The organism is Polynucleobacter sp. AP-Ainpum-60-G11, from assembly GCF_018688375.1.
GTDB lineage: Bacteria > Pseudomonadota > Gammaproteobacteria > Burkholderiales > Burkholderiaceae > Polynucleobacter.
Genome location: NZ_CP061318.1, coordinates 1,889,397 through 1,906,556, shown reverse-complemented (window position 1 = coordinate 1,906,556; position 17,160 = coordinate 1,889,397). Strand labels below are relative to the sequence as shown.

Below are 17,160 nucleotides of genomic sequence, written 5' to 3'. Positions count from 1 at the left end.
GCGATCTCATAAAGTTATCCACAAGCTTGAAAATCGTGGAAAACCTGTGGATAACTTGTGTATAAACTCAAAAAACCCATATAAATCAAAAGTTTAATAAATTGCACCCAATTAAATAGAGAAAAATACCTATATATTCCACTACAGCGGTTGACCTTTTGCCGTGCAACAAGGAAAATACTGGGTTTTGCAGGATGAATCATGAAAAGAACATACCAACCCTCAGTAACACGTCGTAAACGCACACACGGATTCCGTATTCGTATGAAAACCAAGAGTGGGCGCGCAGTATTAAATGCACGTCGCGCTAAAGGCCGCAAACGTCTAGCTGTTTAATTTAGCAGTTGAATAGCGCCAGGATTTCTGAATTACTAAAAACACGCCCCAAGACAAGTTTGTATTGGGGTTTGTATTTGGCGCATCCAGATCAAGGCGAAAGACCCGATTTGGGTATTGCGGTAGCTAAAAAATTAGCTAAGCGTGCGGTAGATCGCAACCAATTAAAACGCATGATCCGAGAATTGATCAGGGGCGCCCAAACCAACAACCTTAATAGTGATGTTGTGGTGAAGCTAAAAAAGCCAATTGGACGTGAGACCCGCGGCAGACTCAGAAGTAAAGAAAAAGAAGTTCTGCGATCGCAAATTGCAGGACTAATTTAACGTGCGCTTAATAAACAAGGCAGCCATTAAGGTCCTTAGGTTGTACCAAATAACCTTAAGTCCTTTTGTCGGGATGCATTGTAAATTTATGCCCACCTGCTCTCAGTACGCCTGTGATTGCTTTGCAAATTACGGATTTCTAAAAAGCTTTAGGCTAACGCTGTGGCGCATTTTGCGTTGCAATCCATGGTCACAAGGCGGACACGACCCTGCTGTAAAACCAACATCTCATCATTAAGTGAATGCAAATGGACTTTAAAAAAACAATTCTTTGGGCAGTTTTTTCCATGTCGGGACTTATGCTTTACAACAACTGGCAGGTTCATGAAGGAAGGCCGTCAATGTTCGGCGGCCCCCCTGTAAATACTGCTGTTGTAGCCGATAAAGCCCAAACTGCCAAAGTAGATATTCCTTCGCCAATACAAAATCCAAGCATTGCGACGCCGAATCAGGCGCCTGCTGCTATTGCTGGCGCAATAGAAACATCCGAAAAATTTGTTTTGCAAAACGATGTATTGGTTTTAGAAATAACCGCCAACGGCGCAAATATTGTTGATGCTAAGCTGCCAAAGCAATTGACAGCAGAAAAGAAGCCGGTTGAATTATTTCAATACACACCAAATCATAAATATTTTGCTCGCTCTGGTTTAATTGCCTTGGGCAACGCAGACTTACCAAATCACACCAGCACATTTAAATTAGTGCAATCTGGCAAAGATGGATCTGGAAAACCTTTTATTGTTTTAGCCAGCGAGCGTAATGGCGTAAAACTTGAGAAGACTTTTATCTTAAGTCCCGGAAGTTATGTTGTCGATATTGGCCATCGTGTAACACAAACCAATGCAAATGCGGCGCCGCTAGTGCTGTACACGGAGATCGTTCGCGACGCCTCACAGGAACAAAAAATCGGACCTTTTGACGGCGCATTCTCTGCAAGCACCTTCACGGGTCCAGCTGCATATACCGAAAAAGAAAAATTCAATAAGCTGGAATTCACAGCCATTGATAAAAATAAAATTACCATTCCAGCGCAAGTGCCTGCTGGTGATCCGGCGTGGATCGCGATGGTTCAACACTATTTTGCGAGCGCATGGATTCCTAGTGACAAAGCAGCGCGTGATATTTATGCCGGCAAAATTGACAACAACCTTTATCGAATTGGGATGCAAACACCTTTGGGTGTAGTTGCACCCGGAACCACTGTTGTTGAGAAAGCAAAGTTGTTTGTGGGGCCACAAGAAGAAAGTGTTTTAGAAACAATTGCCCCTGGGTTTGCTTTATTAAAAGACTACGGCTATCTCACTATTCTTGCTAAACCGATTTTCTGGTTGCTAGAAAATATCCACACATACGTGGGTAACTGGGGTTGGTCAATCATCTTGCTGACGATCTTAATTAAGTTGGTGTTCTTCCCGCTGTCTGCTGCTAGCTATAAATCAATGGCGCGCATGAAAGAAGTTCAGCCACGCCTAATTGCTATGAAAGAGCAATATAAAGGTGAGCCACAAAAATTAAACCAAGCGATGATGGAGATGTATCGCAAGGAAAAAATTAATCCTTTGGGTGGCTGCTTACCAGTGGTTATTCAGATTCCTGTATTTATTTCTTTGTACTGGGTTCTACTGTCTTCAGTAGAAATGCGTAATGCACCATGGATTGGTTGGATTCATGACCTATCAGTTCCTGACCCATATTACATTTTGCCAATCATCATGGCAGCCTCTATGTTTGTGCAAACTAAACTAAACCCAACACCACCGGATCCAATTCAGGCGAAGGTGATGATGTATATGCCGCTAGTGTTCTCGGTGATGTTCTTCTTCTTCCCTGCGGGCTTGGTTCTCTACTGGGTAGTAAATAACTTGCTGTCCATTGCTCAACAATGGCAGATCAATCAAATGTTCGGAAAGAAGCCAGCTAAATAAATTTTTGGCTGTCCAAGAATGAACAGGGGGTGCCCGCAATGATGACTAGAAAGCTGCCCATCATTGCGCTCGCCACCGCACCGGGAAAAGCTGGCGTTGGTGTTATTCGCATCAGCGGTGCGAACTTGCTGCCGATGGCACAGGCTTTGTTTCAGAAATCTTTAAAGCCGCGTGAAGCCAGCCTTCTTACCTTGAGAAGTGGTGACGGCGCACCAATTGATCAACTAATAGCGATTTATTTTTCTGCGCCTGCCTCTTTCACTGGCGAAGATGTCTTAGAGCTGCAATGTCATGGTGGACCACAACTTTTAGAGTTGGTCATGAAGCGCTGCCTCGAGCTGGGAAAAGATCAGGGTTTAGTGATTGCTGAGCCAGGTGAATTTTCTTTGCGCGCCTATCTCAACAACAAAATTGATTTAGCCCAAGCAGAAGCAATTGCAGATTTAATTGATGCCCAAAGCGAAAATGCAGTTCGCGGCGCAGCACGCTCACTTCAAGGCACCTTTTCTAATGACATCAACGGCCTAATTGAGGAAATCACCCAACTACGTATTTTGGTAGAGTCCACATTAGATTTTCCCGAAGAAGAAATTGAGTTTTTAGAAAACGCACAAGCTCGCGAGAGGCTCAACACGGCGATGCAAAAGTTGCATTTACTGAGAGAGGGGGCAAAACAAGGGAAGATTTTGCGTGATGGCATTCAGCTAGTTTTGGCTGGTGCCCCAAATGTTGGAAAGAGCTCCCTGCTTAACCGCCTTGCCGGCGAGGAGGTGGCCATTGTCACTCCAATCGCTGGAACAACCAGAGATCGCGTTAAGGAAAGCATCACCATTAATGGCGTTCCCATGCACCTGATTGATACGGCCGGCCTGCGTGAAACCACCGATTTAGTTGAGGCAAAAGGCATTGAAAGGTCTTGGGAGTCCATTCGGGCCGCCGACTTGCTGATATTTCTGCAAGACCCAAACGCCAAGGGGGGTGCCGATACCCTTGCCGCTTTAGAGTTAAAAGATCAAATCTTGAAGGCGCTTCCACCCAAGTGCCCCGTGTTAGAGGTCAATAACAAATCAGATTTATTAAGCAAAGCCCCATCACTCCAAGGTGAAGTCCAGCCCTTGTTTATTTCGGCAAAAACGGGCGACGGGATTGAGGCTTTAAAACACAAAATTTTAGAGTCTGTGGGCTGGGGCGGCTCTCAAGAGGGTGCTATTGTGGCTCGCAGGAGGCATCTAGATTGTCTAGATAGAGCTGCTGCCCATTTAGAAAAATCTCAACAATTCGCCGCAGATGGCAACATATCACTGGAGTTATTTGCAGAAGAGCTCCGTTTAGCGCAAGACCAGCTTGGCCAAATTACCGGAAAACTGCTTCCAGACGACCTTTTGGGAAAAATATTTAGTCAATTTTGTATTGGCAAGTAAAGGGTTTGCTCTTGGTGGGCCCAGCCCTAAAAATACGCCCAAAATGTTAAAATTGTGCGATCAAAAAAATTACATTTCATAGGACTCCCATGACCATTAATACCAATGCACCTGAGTACGTAAAAAATCAAAAACTCATTCAGTGGGTTGCAGCTATAGCCGCGCTAACCAAGCCAGACAACATTCGTTGGTGTGATGGTTCTCAGCCTGAATATGATGAGTTTTGCGAGCTATTGGTTAACGCCGGCGTATTCAAGCGCCTCAACCCAGCTAAGCGTAAAAATGCTTTTCTAGCATTGTCAGACCCAGATGATGTAGCTCGCGTTGAAGACCGTACTTTTATCTGCTCTGCTAAAAAAGAAGATGCCGGCCCGACTAATAACTGGGTTGAGCCAAGTGAAATGCGTGCCACACTTCAGCCATTGTTCGATGGTTGCATGCGCGGTAGAACGATGTATGTAGTGCCATTCTCAATGGGCCCAATTGGCTCCCCAATTGCCCACATTGGTGTTGAGCTTTCTGATAGTCCATATGTAGCTATCAACATGCGCTTGATGACGCGCATGGGTAGAGCTGTAATTGACCAACTTGGCACTACAGGCGAATTCGTTCCTTGTATTCACACTGTTGGAAAGCCTTTGGCTGCTGGCGAAAAAGATGTTGCATGGCCTAACAACAAAAACAAGTACATCGTGCACTATCCAGAGACACGCGAAATTTGGTCTTTCGGATCTGGCTACGGTGGTAACGCCTTGTTGGGTAAAAAATGTTTTGCGTTGCGCATTGCTTCCAACATGGGTCGTGACCAAGGCTGGCTCGCTGAGCATATGTTGATCTTGGGTGTGACTTCACCTGAAGGTAAGAAATACCATATCGCTGCTGCGTTCCCATCTGCCTGCGGAAAAACCAACTTTTCTATGATGATTCCTCCAAAGGGCTTCGAAGGTTGGAAGGTCACTACAGTTGGTGATGACATTGCATGGATCAAACCACGCAAAGACCCTGTTACAGGCAAGACACGTTTGTTTGCGATTAACCCAGAATCTGGTTACTTTGGAGTTGCTCCAGGAACAAATCGCCAAACCAATCCAAACTGTCTCGATTCATTAAACCAAGACGTGATCTTTACTAACGTTGGCTTAACTGATGATGGTGATGTTTGGTGGGAAGGTTTAACTGATACACCTCCAGCGCACTTAATTGATTGGCAGGGCAAGGACTGGACTCCCGCCGATGGCGCTGCTGGTCGCAAAGCTGCACACCCAAATTCACGCTTCACTGTTGCCGCAACAAATAACCCTGCCGTTGACCCTAACTGGGATGATCCAGAAGGTGTAGCAATTGATGCATTCTTGTTTGGCGGTCGTCGCTCAAACACAGTTCCATTGGTAAGCGAAGCACGTGACTGGGTAGAAGGCGTTTACATGGCCGCAACAATGGGCTCTGAAACCACTGCCGCTATTACTGGTCAGGTTGGTGTTGTGCGTCGTGATCCATTTGCGATGATTGCGTTTGCTGGTTACAACATGAGTGACTACTTCCAACATTGGTTGAACATTGGCAGCAAGCTGGCTGCTGAAGGCGCTGTGCTGCCCAAGATCTATTGTGTTAACTGGTTCCGCAAAGATGAAAATGGCAAGTTTGTATGGCCTGGCTTTGGTGAAAACATGCGCGTGCTGTCTTGGATCTTGGGCCGCGCTGAAGGCACAGCGAAAGGCAAAGAAACCGTATTTGGTATCTGCCCAGAGCATGCTGATATGCATTGGAATGGTCTCGATTACTCAGCAGACAAGTTTGAAAAAGCGATCACTGTTGCTGTTGACGATTGGAAGAACGAGCTCAAACTTCACTCAGAATTGTTTGAGCATTTAGGTGAGCGCTTGCCTAAAGAGTTAATCGAAGCTCGTAGCAAAATTGAGAAGCGCTTAAACGCCTAGGCGCCCCCTAGAAATTTAAGACGTCTTTTCAAAAACATCTTTATTTAATGACCTCACCCCAGCACCATGAAATCGTGGTGATTGGGGCAGGCATTGCAGGGTCAAGCATTGCACGTGAGCTGCTTGAACGCGGTCAAGCAGTCTGCATTGTTGACTCAGCCCCTTATCCAGCATCAGCATGTTCAAGTCATGCCTACGCTATAGTCCACCCACATGTTGGTCGTGGTGCCCCGCGCTTATTACGTTTAACGCGTATTGCATTTCTCATGGCAGAAGCTCGCTGGGGCAAAGCTTGGAATCAGCATGGCATATTTCAGCCAAGCAAGAAAGATAAAGTTTTTAATCGGGACGAGGTTGCAAGCTATCTGCAGTCACTCGACCTTGATAAGGGCGCGGCACAAGCACTAAATGCAGATGATGCAAGGCAAGTTTGCGGCATTCATCAGGATGGCATTTGGCTTCCGAGGGGTGCATCATTAAATTTGTTTGAGGCAACGCAAGATGCGTTGGCCCCCCACCCAAGGCTGACTTGCTGCTGGAATACTTCTGTGGCTCGACTAGAAAAAGTGGATGCCGGCTGGCAATTAATCGACCCCCAAGATAAAGCCATTATGACGGCTGGCAAAGTCATCGTTGCGGCAGCACTCGAAACTAAAAAGTTAGCCGCAAGCATCGATGTGCGACTTCCCCTGAGGCCAGTGCGTGGTCAGTTGAGTATTTTTTCTATTGATGAAAATAGCTTGTGGGCACCAAAACTTCCTCGAACTGCTATATCAGGCGATGGTTATTGTTTGCCGGCCATGAAATTATCCGATGGAAATTATCAATGGATAGTAGGCTCTAGTTTTGATGAGGGGGAGTCCGATCTTCAGGATTGGGATGCAAGCGATGACTTTAATCGTGAGCAGGCAAGAGGCTTGTTGAATTACGAACATGGTGAGCTTAACCAACTTCAAAAGTCGGGAAGCTTTGTGGGTGTTCGTTGCGTTGCGGGCGATCGCTTGCCAATTATTGGCGCACTAACTCAACGCCCAGGGATATTTTTGGCAACAGCCCTGGGCTCAAGAGGCGCACTGTGGTCGGCCTTAGCGGCCAAACTGATTACCGCTCAAGTGCTGGAAGATGACTTTGCTTTACTAGCACGCTTAGGTTTTGCTGCGGACTTGGTGGCTGCACTGGCGCCCGCACGTTTCTTCGCTGGCGCTTTAGCAGCGGCACCTGCTTTAGGTGCTTTTGCTTCAAACTCAAAACCAATTTTGCCATCTGTACCCAAAGCAAGATAAGCCTTAAAGCCACGACCGGTGCGGTTGGATTTGAAATTGGTCAGCAAATCCGTTTTACCCTCAGTGAGCAATTTCTGAACTTGCTCGGCAGAAATTTCTTGTTGTAAAACAACCTTACCCGTTTTGAAATCACAAGATTTAGCTGGCCCGGTATTTCGTTCGCACAAGTAACGCATGCCATCTTCATATACTGCGCCAGAACATTTTGGACAAACACCTAAAGCTTCGCGGCCAGTGAAGTCGATTGCCTCCGATTCATCCTCTTGCGTGTTGCCAAAATCAAATTCAAGCTTGAAGCCTGCGTTTGGATAGTCAGCATCATCTTCAGGGATTTCGCTTAACTTAATAATTGCTGCAAACGGACGACCCATCTTGCTACGGAATCCTTGCAATGGACCAATAGTTTTCTCACGCAGCAATTCTTCTACCTCAGGATATTCAAATGCACGGCCACCTGGAGTTTTGCTAATCGTAAAGCCACACTTCTCACACGCAAAGCGACGATAGTTTTCTTTAACTGCCCCCTTGCAGTGCGGGCAAGGCGTGGTCATGGTGGCATAGTCACCAGGAATCGTATCGCTGTCATATTCCTTTGCGCGCTTGACGATGCGTTGCGTCATCTGTGCAATTTCTTGCATGAAGGTATCGCGATTCATCTCGCCACGCTCAATCAAGGAAAGCTTATTTTCCCAGCTACCCGTGAGATCTGGGCGTGTTAATTCTTCAACATCCAGGCCGCGCAAGAGCGTCATTAGCTGAAATGCTTTGGCAGTGGGGATGAGCTCACGAGCCTCGCGAACTATATACTTTTCTGCCAGCAAACCTTCAATGATTGCCGCGCGCGTTGCAGGTGTGCCCAAGCCTTTTTCAGCCATTGCTTCGCGCATCTCATCATCATCTACCCACTTACCAGCGCTTTCCATGGCGGATAACAAAGTTGCTTCGGTATAGCGAGCTGGGGGCTTAGTTTTTAATGGGATGGCGGCGATTGAATCCGTTTGTACGGTTTCCCCTTCTTGTACTGCTACCAACTCATCATCCGCTTGATTCGATCTGCCGTACACGGTTAGCCAACCAGGCGAGACTAGAACTCGACCCTCGGTTTTAAAGTGATGCCCTGATGCCTCAGTAATTCGAGTAGTAACCCGAAATTCGGCTGCCGGATAAAACACGGCCAAGAATCGACGAACTACCAAGTCATACAACTTTTGTTCTGGCTCACTGAGGGTCTTTGGAGACTCTAAGGTGGGGATGATTGCAAAGTGATCAGATATTTTTGAGTTATCAAAAATACGTTTATTAGGCTTAATCCAGCCATATCCAGCTTTTGCTTTTGGATCCTTGGGATCGCCTTGCAAAATTTGCTTGGCAAAAGAGCGATATTCTTGTGAGTGTTCAGCCAGGTTTTCCATGGTCTGCTTCACAGTATCTAGGTAATCTTCAGGCAACGCTTTTGCATCGGTACGTGGATAGGTCAGTACTTTGTGGCGCTCATAAAGCGCCTGAGCTAAGCCCAAAGTGTTTTTAGCAGAAAAACCAAAGCGTGCATTCGCTTCGCGTTGTAGGCTAGTTAAATCGAAGAGCTGCGGAGCTAGTTGAGTAGCCGGCTTTGCCTCTTCCTTAACGTTGGCCTTTTTGTCGCGACAGGCCGCAACAATGCTTTGTGCCGCTGCCTCACTCCACAGGCGATTTTCACGCGCATCAGGCGCTGCAGCATCCTTCTTAAACTTCGGATCGAACCAGCGACCTTCATATACACCAGCTGCTGCAATAAATTCTGCTTTTACTTCCCAATAGTCTTTAGAGACAAATTTACGAATCAGCTCTTCACGCTCAACCACGATGGATAGCGTTGGCGTTTGTACTCGCCCCACTGTCGTTAAAAAGAATCCACCGCTTTTACTATTAAATGCGGTCATGGCGCGAGTGCCGTTGATGCCAACTAGCCAGTCGGCTTCAGATCGGCAGCGTGCCGCGTCTGCTAGCGGCTGCATATCGCTATCGCTACGTAGAGAAGCAAAGCCATCACGAATAGCTGCCGGTGTCATTGATTGCAACCAAAGCCGTTTGATTGCCTGCGGCGCTTTTGCATGCTGTGCAATTAGTCGGAAGATTAGCTCACCTTCGCGACCCGCGTCACATGCATTAATTAGCTCATTAATGTCCTTACGCTTAATGAGTTTTTGCAATACCTTAAGACGGGATTCTGTTTTGGCAATCGGACGTAAATCAAAATAGGGTGGTACCACAGGAAGGTTCGCAAACGACCATTTACCGCGCTTGACATCAAACTCTTCGGGAGCAGCAATTTCTAATAAGTGGCCCACTGCAGAGGAGATAACAAAGTCGTCGCTCTCAAAATAGTCCTCGTATTTGGTGAAGCCGCCTAAAGCCTTGGCAATATCATTTGCAACGGAAGGTTTCTCGGCAATGATCAACGCCTTAGGGTGATCAACGGCTGAAGTCTTTGAGCTGCTTTTTTTGGTAGTTGCTTTAGTTGCCACGCGTTTTGCCTAAATTTGAGCTTGAAATGATGTTTTTATGGGTGAAAACGGGTGACCAATTTAAACCAGATTTTGGTCAAGCCGGCTATATCCCTCTTTTTTATTATTAACCGATAAATTAATAAAAGTCCAAAACTCGTATTTTTTGAGCAGATTTGGAGTCGATTTGAGGGGCTAATATTCTCAAAATACCGCTTTAAATGAGTTTAAATGCAGGTTTTGAATAATTTGTGAGCTCCTCAAGAATATCTTGCGGGCATTGGACCAGCTTGGCCCCCTGTTGAAGTAATTGGTGGCAGCCTCGCGAGAGTGGCTTTTGTATGGATCCTGGGATGGCAAAAATCTCACGACCAAGCTCACAACCCAGTCTAGCTGTAATCAGCGAGCCAGACCGCTCGGCAGCCTCAATTACCAAGATTCCTAGTGATAGGGCTGCAATGATGCGGTTTCTTCGGGGGAAATGCCAGGCCTTTGGCCCCAAGCCCGGCACAAATTCAGACACCAACAGGCCCCTACTGCCAATGGCCTGGGCTAAATCCAGATGTTCTCGTGGATATACAAGGTCTAGGCCGGTGCCGCATACCGCGATGGTCGATTGACCTAGCCCAAGGGCGCCGCGATGGGCTGCACCATCAATCCCCTTGGCCATTCCGGAAACAATGAGGTAGCCTTCCGTAGCCAGGGCTTGCGCGAAGTAGTGGGCAGTTGCCATTCCTTCGGGGCTGGCTGCCCGGGCCCCCACAATTGCGATCATTGGCAAATCTAGTAAACGAATATCGCCATATATATAGAGCGAATCTGGCGGATCGCAGAGATCCAGCAGGCGCACTGGGTACTCAGGCGTATTCCGCTGTATTTGGACGATGTTTGATCTATTGGGTGTGTACATAAAGTAATTTTCAGCATAGGGCTGTAGATAACTATCAGGACAGTCTGTTTACTCTGTTGGATAATTCCTATATGGCTTTATTAACCGTCCTTTGTTACCCAGACCCGCGCCTACATAAGGTTGCCAAACCTGTAGCGCAGGTAGACGCGCGCATCAAAAAAATTGTGGCCGATATGGCGGAGACGATGTATGAAGCGCCCGGTGTTGGTTTAGCCGCAACCCAGGTAGACATTCATGAGCGGATTGTGGTGATTGATGTTTCGGACAATCAAGACGAGTTAATGGTGTTTATCAATCCTGAATTGGTTTGGTCAAGCCCAGAAAAAAAATCATGGCGGGAGGGCTGCCTCTCCGTACCTGAGTATTACGATGAAGTTGATCGTCCAGCAGTCGTGAGAGTAAAAGCCCTGGATATCAACGGCAAAGAATTTGAAGTCGAGGCGGATGGTTTGCTATCGGTCTGCTTGCAACACGAGATGGATCACTTGCAGGGCAAAGTGTTTGTTGAGTATCTCTCGATGTTGAAGCGTAACCGCATTTCTCTCAAAATGAAAAAGCGCGCAAAAGAATTAGTAGGCGAGCGCTAAGCGCACAATGAAAATTGTTTTTGCTGGCACCCCAGAGTTTGCTGCACAGGCAATGCGTGCAATAGAGGGTGCTGGTCATCAAATTGTTTTGGCGCTGACTCAGCCAGATCGTCGTGCAGGTCGCGGCATGCATCTTCAGGCAAGCCCTGTAAAAGTATTTGCGCAAGAAAAAAAAATCCCTGTATTGCAACCAGAAACATTAAAGCGGGAACATGCAGATCCACAAAAAAGAGCTGCTGCGCAAGAGGCTTATCAGTATTTGTCTGAGATAGATTTTGATGCAATGGTGGTGGTTGCCTATGGACTGATTCTTCCCCAAGATATTCTTGATGTTGCCTCTCGCAACAACAGACATGGTTGCTTTAATATCCATGCGTCTTTACTGCCGAGATGGCGTGGTGCAGCGCCAATACAGCGTGCTATTGAGAGCGGGGACGCTAACACAGGCGTGAGCATTATGCAGATGGATGCAGGCTTAGATACAGGCGATACCATCTTGGTGGAAGATCTCAAAATCACATCCCAGGAAACTAGCGCATCACTACATGATCGATTGGCAGTCTTGGGGTCTGAGCTTATAGTCAGAGTGCTCGAGGACCTAGATCAAGGCGCCGCTATTACAAGAACGCCGCAGCCTAGTGAGGGCATCACTTACGCAGAAAAAATATTAAAGAAAGAAGCGGAGATCGATTGGCATCTAAGCGCCATCGAAATTGATCAACGCATTCGTGCATTCAATCCATTTCCTGGGTCTACTAGTTATCTTCACGGTGAGCAATTTAAGTTTTGGAATGCTCGTTTGCCAAGCAAAATGCAAACACACCAAAACGCAACTCCAGGACAAGTTTTGGGATTTGAAGGGGATGGCGTATTTGTTCAGTGTGGAGATGGGGTGATTGAGGTTTTAGAAATGCAAAAGCCCGGCGGAAAAAAAACGAGCGCCAGTGCTTGCCTTCAAAGCTATCGCATCCAAGAAAAAATAATGCAGTTCAAGAAAGATTAATTTGACCGATCAAAAAACACCACGCAGTCTTCCGCTATCAGAGGCGATTACTATTTCTGCACAAGCAATTGGCGAGGTGATGGTGGGTCGATCGCTCACAGAGGTGTTGGATCAACTGGATGCTCATGAGCGCCCAATTGTGCAAAGTCTCACGTTTGATGCTTTACGTAAGTGGGTGAGGTCACATGAGTTCATTAAGCAATTCATCCCAAAGTCGCCACCAACTGAAGTGGAATACTTATTAAGCGTAGCGATTGCTTTATTTTTGCAGGGCGCCACTGAGGGCAAAGGCTACGCAGCACATACGATCGTTGATCAGGCTGTCAAAGCCTGCAGCGAATATGAGCCGACGATGTATGCCAAGGGATTAGTGAATGCGGTATTGCGAAAGGTCAGTCTCGCAGTTCAGGCTGAGAATGAGAAGCCTTATCCACCAGACCCAATTCCAATGTTCTTTCCGGCATGGTGGCGCGCCAGCTTGAAACGTAACTATTCGAAGTCCTGGCAGGCTATGCTGATTCAGCAAGCTCAGCGCGCACCGTTGATTTTGCGGGTAAATGCCAAACAACATTCACGTAAGGAATACCAAGAGTTATTGCATCAAGCTGGTATAGCTGCTGAACCCGTAAAAAGTGTTGCTGGGATTGCATTAGATTCTGCCCTGCTCTTGCGAGAGCCGGTACCCGTTTCAGATTTGCCAGATTTTTATAGCGGCGCAGTTTCTGTTCAAGATGCTGGGGCCCAAATTGCAGCCGTACTGCTTGATCCAAAACCGGGTGATCGCATATTAGATGCGTGTGCTGCACCTGGCGGAAAAACAGCGCATTTATTAGAGCTGGCACAATGCGAGATGATTGCTTTGGAGTTGGATGGACAGCGTCTTGGAAAAATTGGCGGCAATTTAGACCGTTTGCGACTTCAGTCTGATCGTGTTCGAGTAGTCCGTGGCGATGCTTCAAAGGCGGTTTGGTGGGATGCTAAGCCATTCGACAAAATTCTATTGGACGCACCTTGCTCGGCATCGGGCATTGTTGCAAGACATCCCGATATTCCCTTTTTGCGTCGTGAGGCGGACATTAAAGCATTGCAACTAAGACAACGTGCTATTTTGGAGCAGGCTTGGAAGATGCTTAAGATAGGCGGAACGCTTTTGTATGTGACTTGTTCCGTATTTCCTGAGGAGGGTGAGGAGCAGGCTGTTTGGTTTGTAGCGGAGCATGGCGATGCATTACGATTAAGTGCCCCCGGTCAAATCTTGCCCACTGAGTTAAATGATGGTTTTTATTACGCTTTGTTTAAGAAAAATGGTCCATGACCCAAGGCATTAAACAATTCATCCTGTGTGTTTTGATGGCGCTGAGTTTATTTTCGGCCGCGGCTAGCGCAGAGGGTATCAAGCTTAAATCTGCTGATCTAGAGCGGGTGGATAGTGATTGGCTATTAAATGCCGCGTTTCAGATTGAATTAACCCCGGGCTTAGAGGATGCGGTTCAAAAAGGTGTTGTCTTATATTTTCAAACTGAGTTTGACCTCACGAGATCACGTTGGTACTGGTTTGATGAAAGACCTGTGGTTGCTCAGCGACTAACACGCCTGTCTTATCAGCCAATGACGCAACAATATCGTATTGCCTCCGAAGGCTTTACTTTTTCTGCTAGGACGATGTTTGAAGCTTTACAAGCTGCAGGAAGTATTGGCGGCTGGCGAGTAATTGATAGCAACCAAATCGATTCAAGCAAGTCTTACACTGCCGCACTCAGAATGACCCTAGACTTAAGCAAGTTGCCGAAGCCGTTTCAAGTGAATGCGTTAAATAACCGCGACTGGAATGTCACCAGTGATTGGCTCCGCTTTCCATTTTCATCAAATGGCCCTAACGTCATCAAACGATGAAGATATCTTTAGACTTCATTGGATCAAACGCATTTGAAAAGGATGCTTGGAAAAGACGCGCACTGCCAATAGCGATGGCGGTGATTGCTAGCTTTGCACTCTTACTTTTAGTGTTGCTATCTATTGCAACATCTAACACCGAATTTTTTGATAACTATTTTATTTGGCTCTATGCTGCCAACTTCATCATTGGCATTTGCTTAACCCTTGTCATTCTGACTTTGGTGATTGTGATCGCGGTTCGTTGGCATAAAGGCCGATTTGGTACGCGCTTGGTTGCCAAGTTAGCCATGATTTTTGCGTTGGTTGGTGTTGTTCCAGGATTAATTTTGTATGGCGTTTCTTTACAGTTTGTATCACGCAGTATTGAAACTTGGTTTGATGTTCAGGTGGAGTCTGCCCTGGATGCAGGCCTTGAATTAGGGCGCGTTACCTTGCGTGTTGCACAAGAAGAAATTTTAGCTGAGGGCAATTACATTGCTGAGCAAATTGTTCAGGTCCCATCTGGCGCAACTTCTGAACAAGTTGGCCCCATGGTGATGAAGATTCGTAATCAATTTGGCATCCAAGAAGTCAGCCTGTTTAGTATCCAGCGCAATTTGATCCTTAGTAGCGAGTCGCGCCCTAAAAAATATCTGCCTGCCCCGGCCCCCGATGTTGTTGCCGAGGCATTTAAAAAGAAGGGCATCACCTCGGTTGAGCAAATCGAAGTGAATGGGGGGCAACCCGGTTATCGAGTCCGGGCGATTGTGCCGATCGTGCGTAAAAAACATATCTCCAGCAAACTTGATTCTGGCAAAGATGTAGAAGATAAATATTTTTTGCAGTTAGTGCGCTTCATTCCTGGCCCATTAGCCAAAAATATCGTTGCAGTTGAGTCTGCCTACAGCGACTACCAAGAGAAGTCTTTGGGCAGGACCGGTTTACGAAAAATGTTTGTGGGTACGCTTACATTAACGCTATTTTTTGCATTATTTGTCGCGGTTACCCTCGCATTAGTGTTGGGCCGTCAACTGGCTAGACCTTTACTCATGCTATTAAAAGGAACGCAAGCCGTGGCTCAGGGGGACTTATCACCCAAGCCAGAGCTGGATACTGGCGATGAGTTGGGAATGTTGACGCGGCAATTTAATGTAATGACACGCCAGTTGGCAGATACTAGAACATCTCTCCAAGAATCCAAATCATTTTTGGAAACGGTATTAGGCAATTTAACTGCTGGCGTTTGTATTTTTGATAAAAACTTTAATGTGGTTTCTAGTAATGCAGGAGCTGATCGCATTTTTGGACAAGATTTAACGCAGCTGGATGGGTGCCCCTTGAGCGACAGTCCTATGCTTGTCGAGTTTGAACAAGCGATCAAAGAAGGCTTTGCCACAATGAAATTGGCAGTAGGCGTAGAGACTGGTCAGCCGGAGGTGGGCGAGAATAAATCAGCACCAGTATGGCAAAAGCAGATCCAGCTCCATAGTACAAATGAGTTTGAGAATGAGCTGGGGGTTACTTTATTCATTCGTGGAACAGAGTTAACGGCTGACTTGCGCATGGTGGTCTTTGATGACATTACCGATGTTGTGAGTGCACAGCGCTCCATTGCCTGGAGCGAAGTCGCAAGACGTCTAGCGCATGAGATTAAAAACCCACTAACCCCCATACAGCTTTCAGCAGAGCGACTACAGCATAAGCTGGCCGGTAAACTAAGTCCTGAACAAGAAGAGATGATGAATCGCAGTACAGCAACCATCATCGGCCAAGTTCAAGCCATGAAAGAAATGGTGAATGACTTTAGAGATTTTGCAAAGACACCAAGCCCGCAACTCAAATCTGTCTCAATCAATACTTTGACGCAAGAGATTTTGGGTCTGTATGAAGGAAGTCCTATAAAAACGCAGCTGGACTCACGCTGCCCAAATATCATGGGTGACCCAACGCAACTCAGACAGATTATTCATAATCTTTTGCAAAATGCACAAGATGCTACCCTTGAAGGCCAACATCAGACTGAGCCAGTTCAAGTAAAAACAGAATTAGTACCTTATGGTGAGGTAAATGGCATTCCACAAAATGCGGTGCGTTTAACAATAAGTGATGGTGGTTCGGGGTTTCCAGCTAAGATATTGGCAAGGGCTTTTGAGCCTTACGTAACAACAAAGAGTAAAGGCACTGGATTGGGTCTGGCGGTAGTGAAGAAAATCGTGGATGATCACGGTGCCAAAATCGAAGTCCGGAACCGGATGCAGGGCGATGAAGTGATTGGCGCAAAAGTATCAATTTTGTTTATGAATCTGGCAAAAGAGGCAGCATAAGAATGGCAAGTATTTTGGTGGTCGATGATGAGATGGGAATCCGAGAGCTTCTCAATGAGATTCTGACGGATGAGGGCCACACTGTTTATGCGGCCGAGAGTGCTATGCAAGCGCGCACAATTCGTGAGCAAATGCGCCCAGACCTGGTCTTGCTTGACATCTGGATGCCAGACGTAGATGGCATCACCTTGCTAAAGGAGTGGTCCAAGACTGGGCAGCTCACGATGCCAGTAGTCATGATGTCTGGACATGCCACGATCGATACGGCAGTTGAGGCTACTCGTATTGGTGCGCTCAACTTTTTAGAAAAGCCCATTGCGCTACAAAAGTTGCTCAAGACAGTAAATAAGGCACTGGAAAGCGCCCCCAAATATATTGAACCTGCTGAAGAGAGGGCTACCTCGGTAACCTCATCAAGCCCAAGCCCTAAAGCGATCGTTAGCGAACAAGCTACACAAGCCCAGGATGGCGAATACATCAGTGGAATTGCAAAAACCTATTTTGATTTGCCGCTCCGCGAAGCTAGGGACCTATTTGAAAAGGCCTACTTTGAGCATCAAATGATCATCATGGGCGGCAGCATGACTAAGATTTCTGAATACACAGGCCTAGAACGTACCCATCTCTACCGCAAGCTAAAAGCCTTGGGAATCGATACTTCGCGCAACAAAGCTGAGCAGTAAAAATTCTGCCAACAGTTTTGTCGATGTTGCAGCACACAGCGTTCCGGTTGCGACGGATAATAGCGCT

13 protein-coding genes and 3 pseudogenes are annotated in these 17,160 nt (G+C 46.7%); 14 read left to right on the top strand and 2 right to left on the bottom strand.

The window, feature by feature from the left end:
* The first annotated feature begins 201 nt into the window (after positions 1-201).
* The 7 genes and pseudogenes from rpmH to mnmC all read left to right on the top strand — a co-directional run.
* Complete coding sequence (gene rpmH / locus FD971_RS09880; RefSeq protein ID WP_011903922.1) at positions 202-336, top strand: 50S ribosomal protein L34; 135 nt, start codon at positions 202-204, stop codon at positions 334-336.
* Positions 337-344: 8 nt separating this feature from the next.
* On the top strand, positions 345-662 hold the full coding sequence (rnpA, locus tag FD971_RS09875) for a ribonuclease P protein component (RefSeq protein ID WP_215334122.1): 318 nt from the start codon (positions 345-347) through the stop codon (positions 660-662).
* Position 663: 1 nt separating this feature from the next.
* Complete coding sequence (yidD, locus tag FD971_RS09870) at positions 664-900, top strand: membrane protein insertion efficiency factor YidD (RefSeq protein ID WP_215334121.1); 237 nt, start codon at positions 664-666, stop codon at positions 898-900.
* Between the two features lie 10 nt (positions 901-910).
* Positions 911-2,587 (top strand): membrane protein insertase YidC, encoded by a 1,677-nt coding sequence (gene yidC / locus FD971_RS09865; RefSeq protein WP_215334120.1) that lies wholly within the window; start codon positions 911-913, stop codon positions 2,585-2,587.
* A 41-nt stretch (positions 2,588-2,628) separates the two neighbouring features.
* Positions 2,629-4,008 carry a tRNA uridine-5-carboxymethylaminomethyl(34) synthesis GTPase MnmE gene (gene mnmE / locus FD971_RS09860; RefSeq protein ID WP_215335361.1) on the top strand — a complete coding sequence of 460 codons (1,380 nt, stop codon included), beginning with the start codon at positions 2,629-2,631 and terminating at the stop codon, positions 4,006-4,008.
* An 89-nt stretch (positions 4,009-4,097) separates the two neighbouring features.
* On the top strand, positions 4,098-5,945 hold the full coding sequence (locus tag FD971_RS09855; RefSeq protein ID WP_215334119.1) for a phosphoenolpyruvate carboxykinase (GTP): 1,848 nt from the start codon (positions 4,098-4,100) through the stop codon (positions 5,943-5,945).
* A gap of 47 nt (positions 5,946-5,992) precedes the next feature.
* Positions 5,993-6,994 (top strand): annotated as a pseudogene (gene mnmC / locus FD971_RS09925) (FAD-dependent 5-carboxymethylaminomethyl-2-thiouridine(34) oxidoreductase MnmC); the annotation flags it as partial.
* Positions 6,995-7,053: 59 nt separating this feature from the next.
* On the opposite strand, the gene FD971_RS09850 reads toward mnmC, so the two are convergent.
* Positions 7,054-9,732: a DNA topoisomerase III gene (locus FD971_RS09850; protein ID WP_215334118.1), complete on the bottom strand. Its 2,679-nt coding sequence runs from the start codon at positions 9,730-9,732 to the stop codon at positions 7,054-7,056.
* A gap of 196 nt (positions 9,733-9,928) precedes the next feature.
* Positions 9,929-10,621: a DNA-processing protein DprA gene (dprA, locus tag FD971_RS09845; protein WP_215334117.1), complete on the bottom strand. Its 693-nt coding sequence runs from the start codon at positions 10,619-10,621 to the stop codon at positions 9,929-9,931.
* 71 nt (positions 10,622-10,692) lie between these two features.
* Between dprA and def the strand changes: the two genes are divergently transcribed.
* The 7 genes and pseudogenes from def to FD971_RS09995 all read left to right on the top strand — a co-directional run.
* Positions 10,693-11,208, top strand: a complete 516-nt coding sequence (gene def / locus FD971_RS09840; RefSeq protein WP_215334116.1) for a peptide deformylase — start codon at positions 10,693-10,695, stop codon at positions 11,206-11,208.
* A 7-nt stretch (positions 11,209-11,215) separates the two neighbouring features.
* Positions 11,216-12,211: a methionyl-tRNA formyltransferase gene (gene fmt / locus FD971_RS09835; protein WP_215334115.1), complete on the top strand. Its 996-nt coding sequence runs from the start codon at positions 11,216-11,218 to the stop codon at positions 12,209-12,211.
* Between the two features lies 1 nt (position 12,212).
* Positions 12,213-13,526, top strand: a complete 1,314-nt coding sequence (gene rsmB, locus FD971_RS09830) for a 16S rRNA (cytosine(967)-C(5))-methyltransferase RsmB (protein WP_215334114.1) — start codon at positions 12,213-12,215, stop codon at positions 13,524-13,526.
* On the top strand, positions 13,523-14,104 hold the full coding sequence (locus FD971_RS09825) for a DUF4390 domain-containing protein (RefSeq protein ID WP_251368630.1): 582 nt from the start codon (positions 13,523-13,525) through the stop codon (positions 14,102-14,104). The genes rsmB and FD971_RS09825 overlap by 4 nt, the downstream gene beginning before the upstream one ends.
* A 74-nt stretch (positions 14,105-14,178) precedes the next feature.
* A complete protein-coding gene (locus FD971_RS09820) occupies positions 14,179-16,410 on the top strand; it encodes an ATP-binding protein (protein WP_371743083.1) in 2,232 nt (743 codons plus the stop codon).
* A 2-nt stretch (positions 16,411-16,412) separates the two neighbouring features.
* Positions 16,413-16,758: pseudogene (locus tag FD971_RS10000) on the top strand (response regulator); the annotation flags it as partial.
* A gap of 152 nt (positions 16,759-16,910) precedes the next feature.
* Positions 16,911-17,093, top strand: a pseudogene (locus tag FD971_RS09995) (sigma-54-dependent Fis family transcriptional regulator); the annotation flags it as partial.
* Positions 17,094-17,160: the final 67 nt, after the last annotated feature.

Bases quoted from the DNA above. Each gene is read 5' to 3' on its own strand.
- rpmH (WP_011903922.1), top strand. From the start codon at position 202: ATGAAAAGAACATACCAACCCTCAGTAACACGTCGTAAACGCACACAC.
- yidC (WP_215334120.1), top strand. From the start codon at position 911: ATGGACTTTAAAAAAACAATTCTTTGGGCAGTTTTTTCCATGTCGGGA.
- mnmE (WP_215335361.1), top strand. From the start codon at position 2,629: ATGACTAGAAAGCTGCCCATCATTGCGCTCGCCACCGCACCGGGAAAA.
- FD971_RS09855 (WP_215334119.1), top strand. From the start codon at position 4,098: ATGACCATTAATACCAATGCACCTGAGTACGTAAAAAATCAAAAACTC.
- dprA (WP_215334117.1), bottom strand. From the start codon at position 10,621: ATGTACACACCCAATAGATCAAACATCGTCCAAATACAGCGGAATACG.
- def (WP_215334116.1), top strand. From the start codon at position 10,693: ATGGCTTTATTAACCGTCCTTTGTTACCCAGACCCGCGCCTACATAAG.
- fmt (WP_215334115.1), top strand. From the start codon at position 11,216: ATGAAAATTGTTTTTGCTGGCACCCCAGAGTTTGCTGCACAGGCAATG.
- FD971_RS09825 (WP_251368630.1), top strand. From the start codon at position 13,523: ATGACCCAAGGCATTAAACAATTCATCCTGTGTGTTTTGATGGCGCTG.
- FD971_RS09820 (WP_371743083.1), top strand. From the start codon at position 14,179: ATGGCGGTGATTGCTAGCTTTGCACTCTTACTTTTAGTGTTGCTATCT.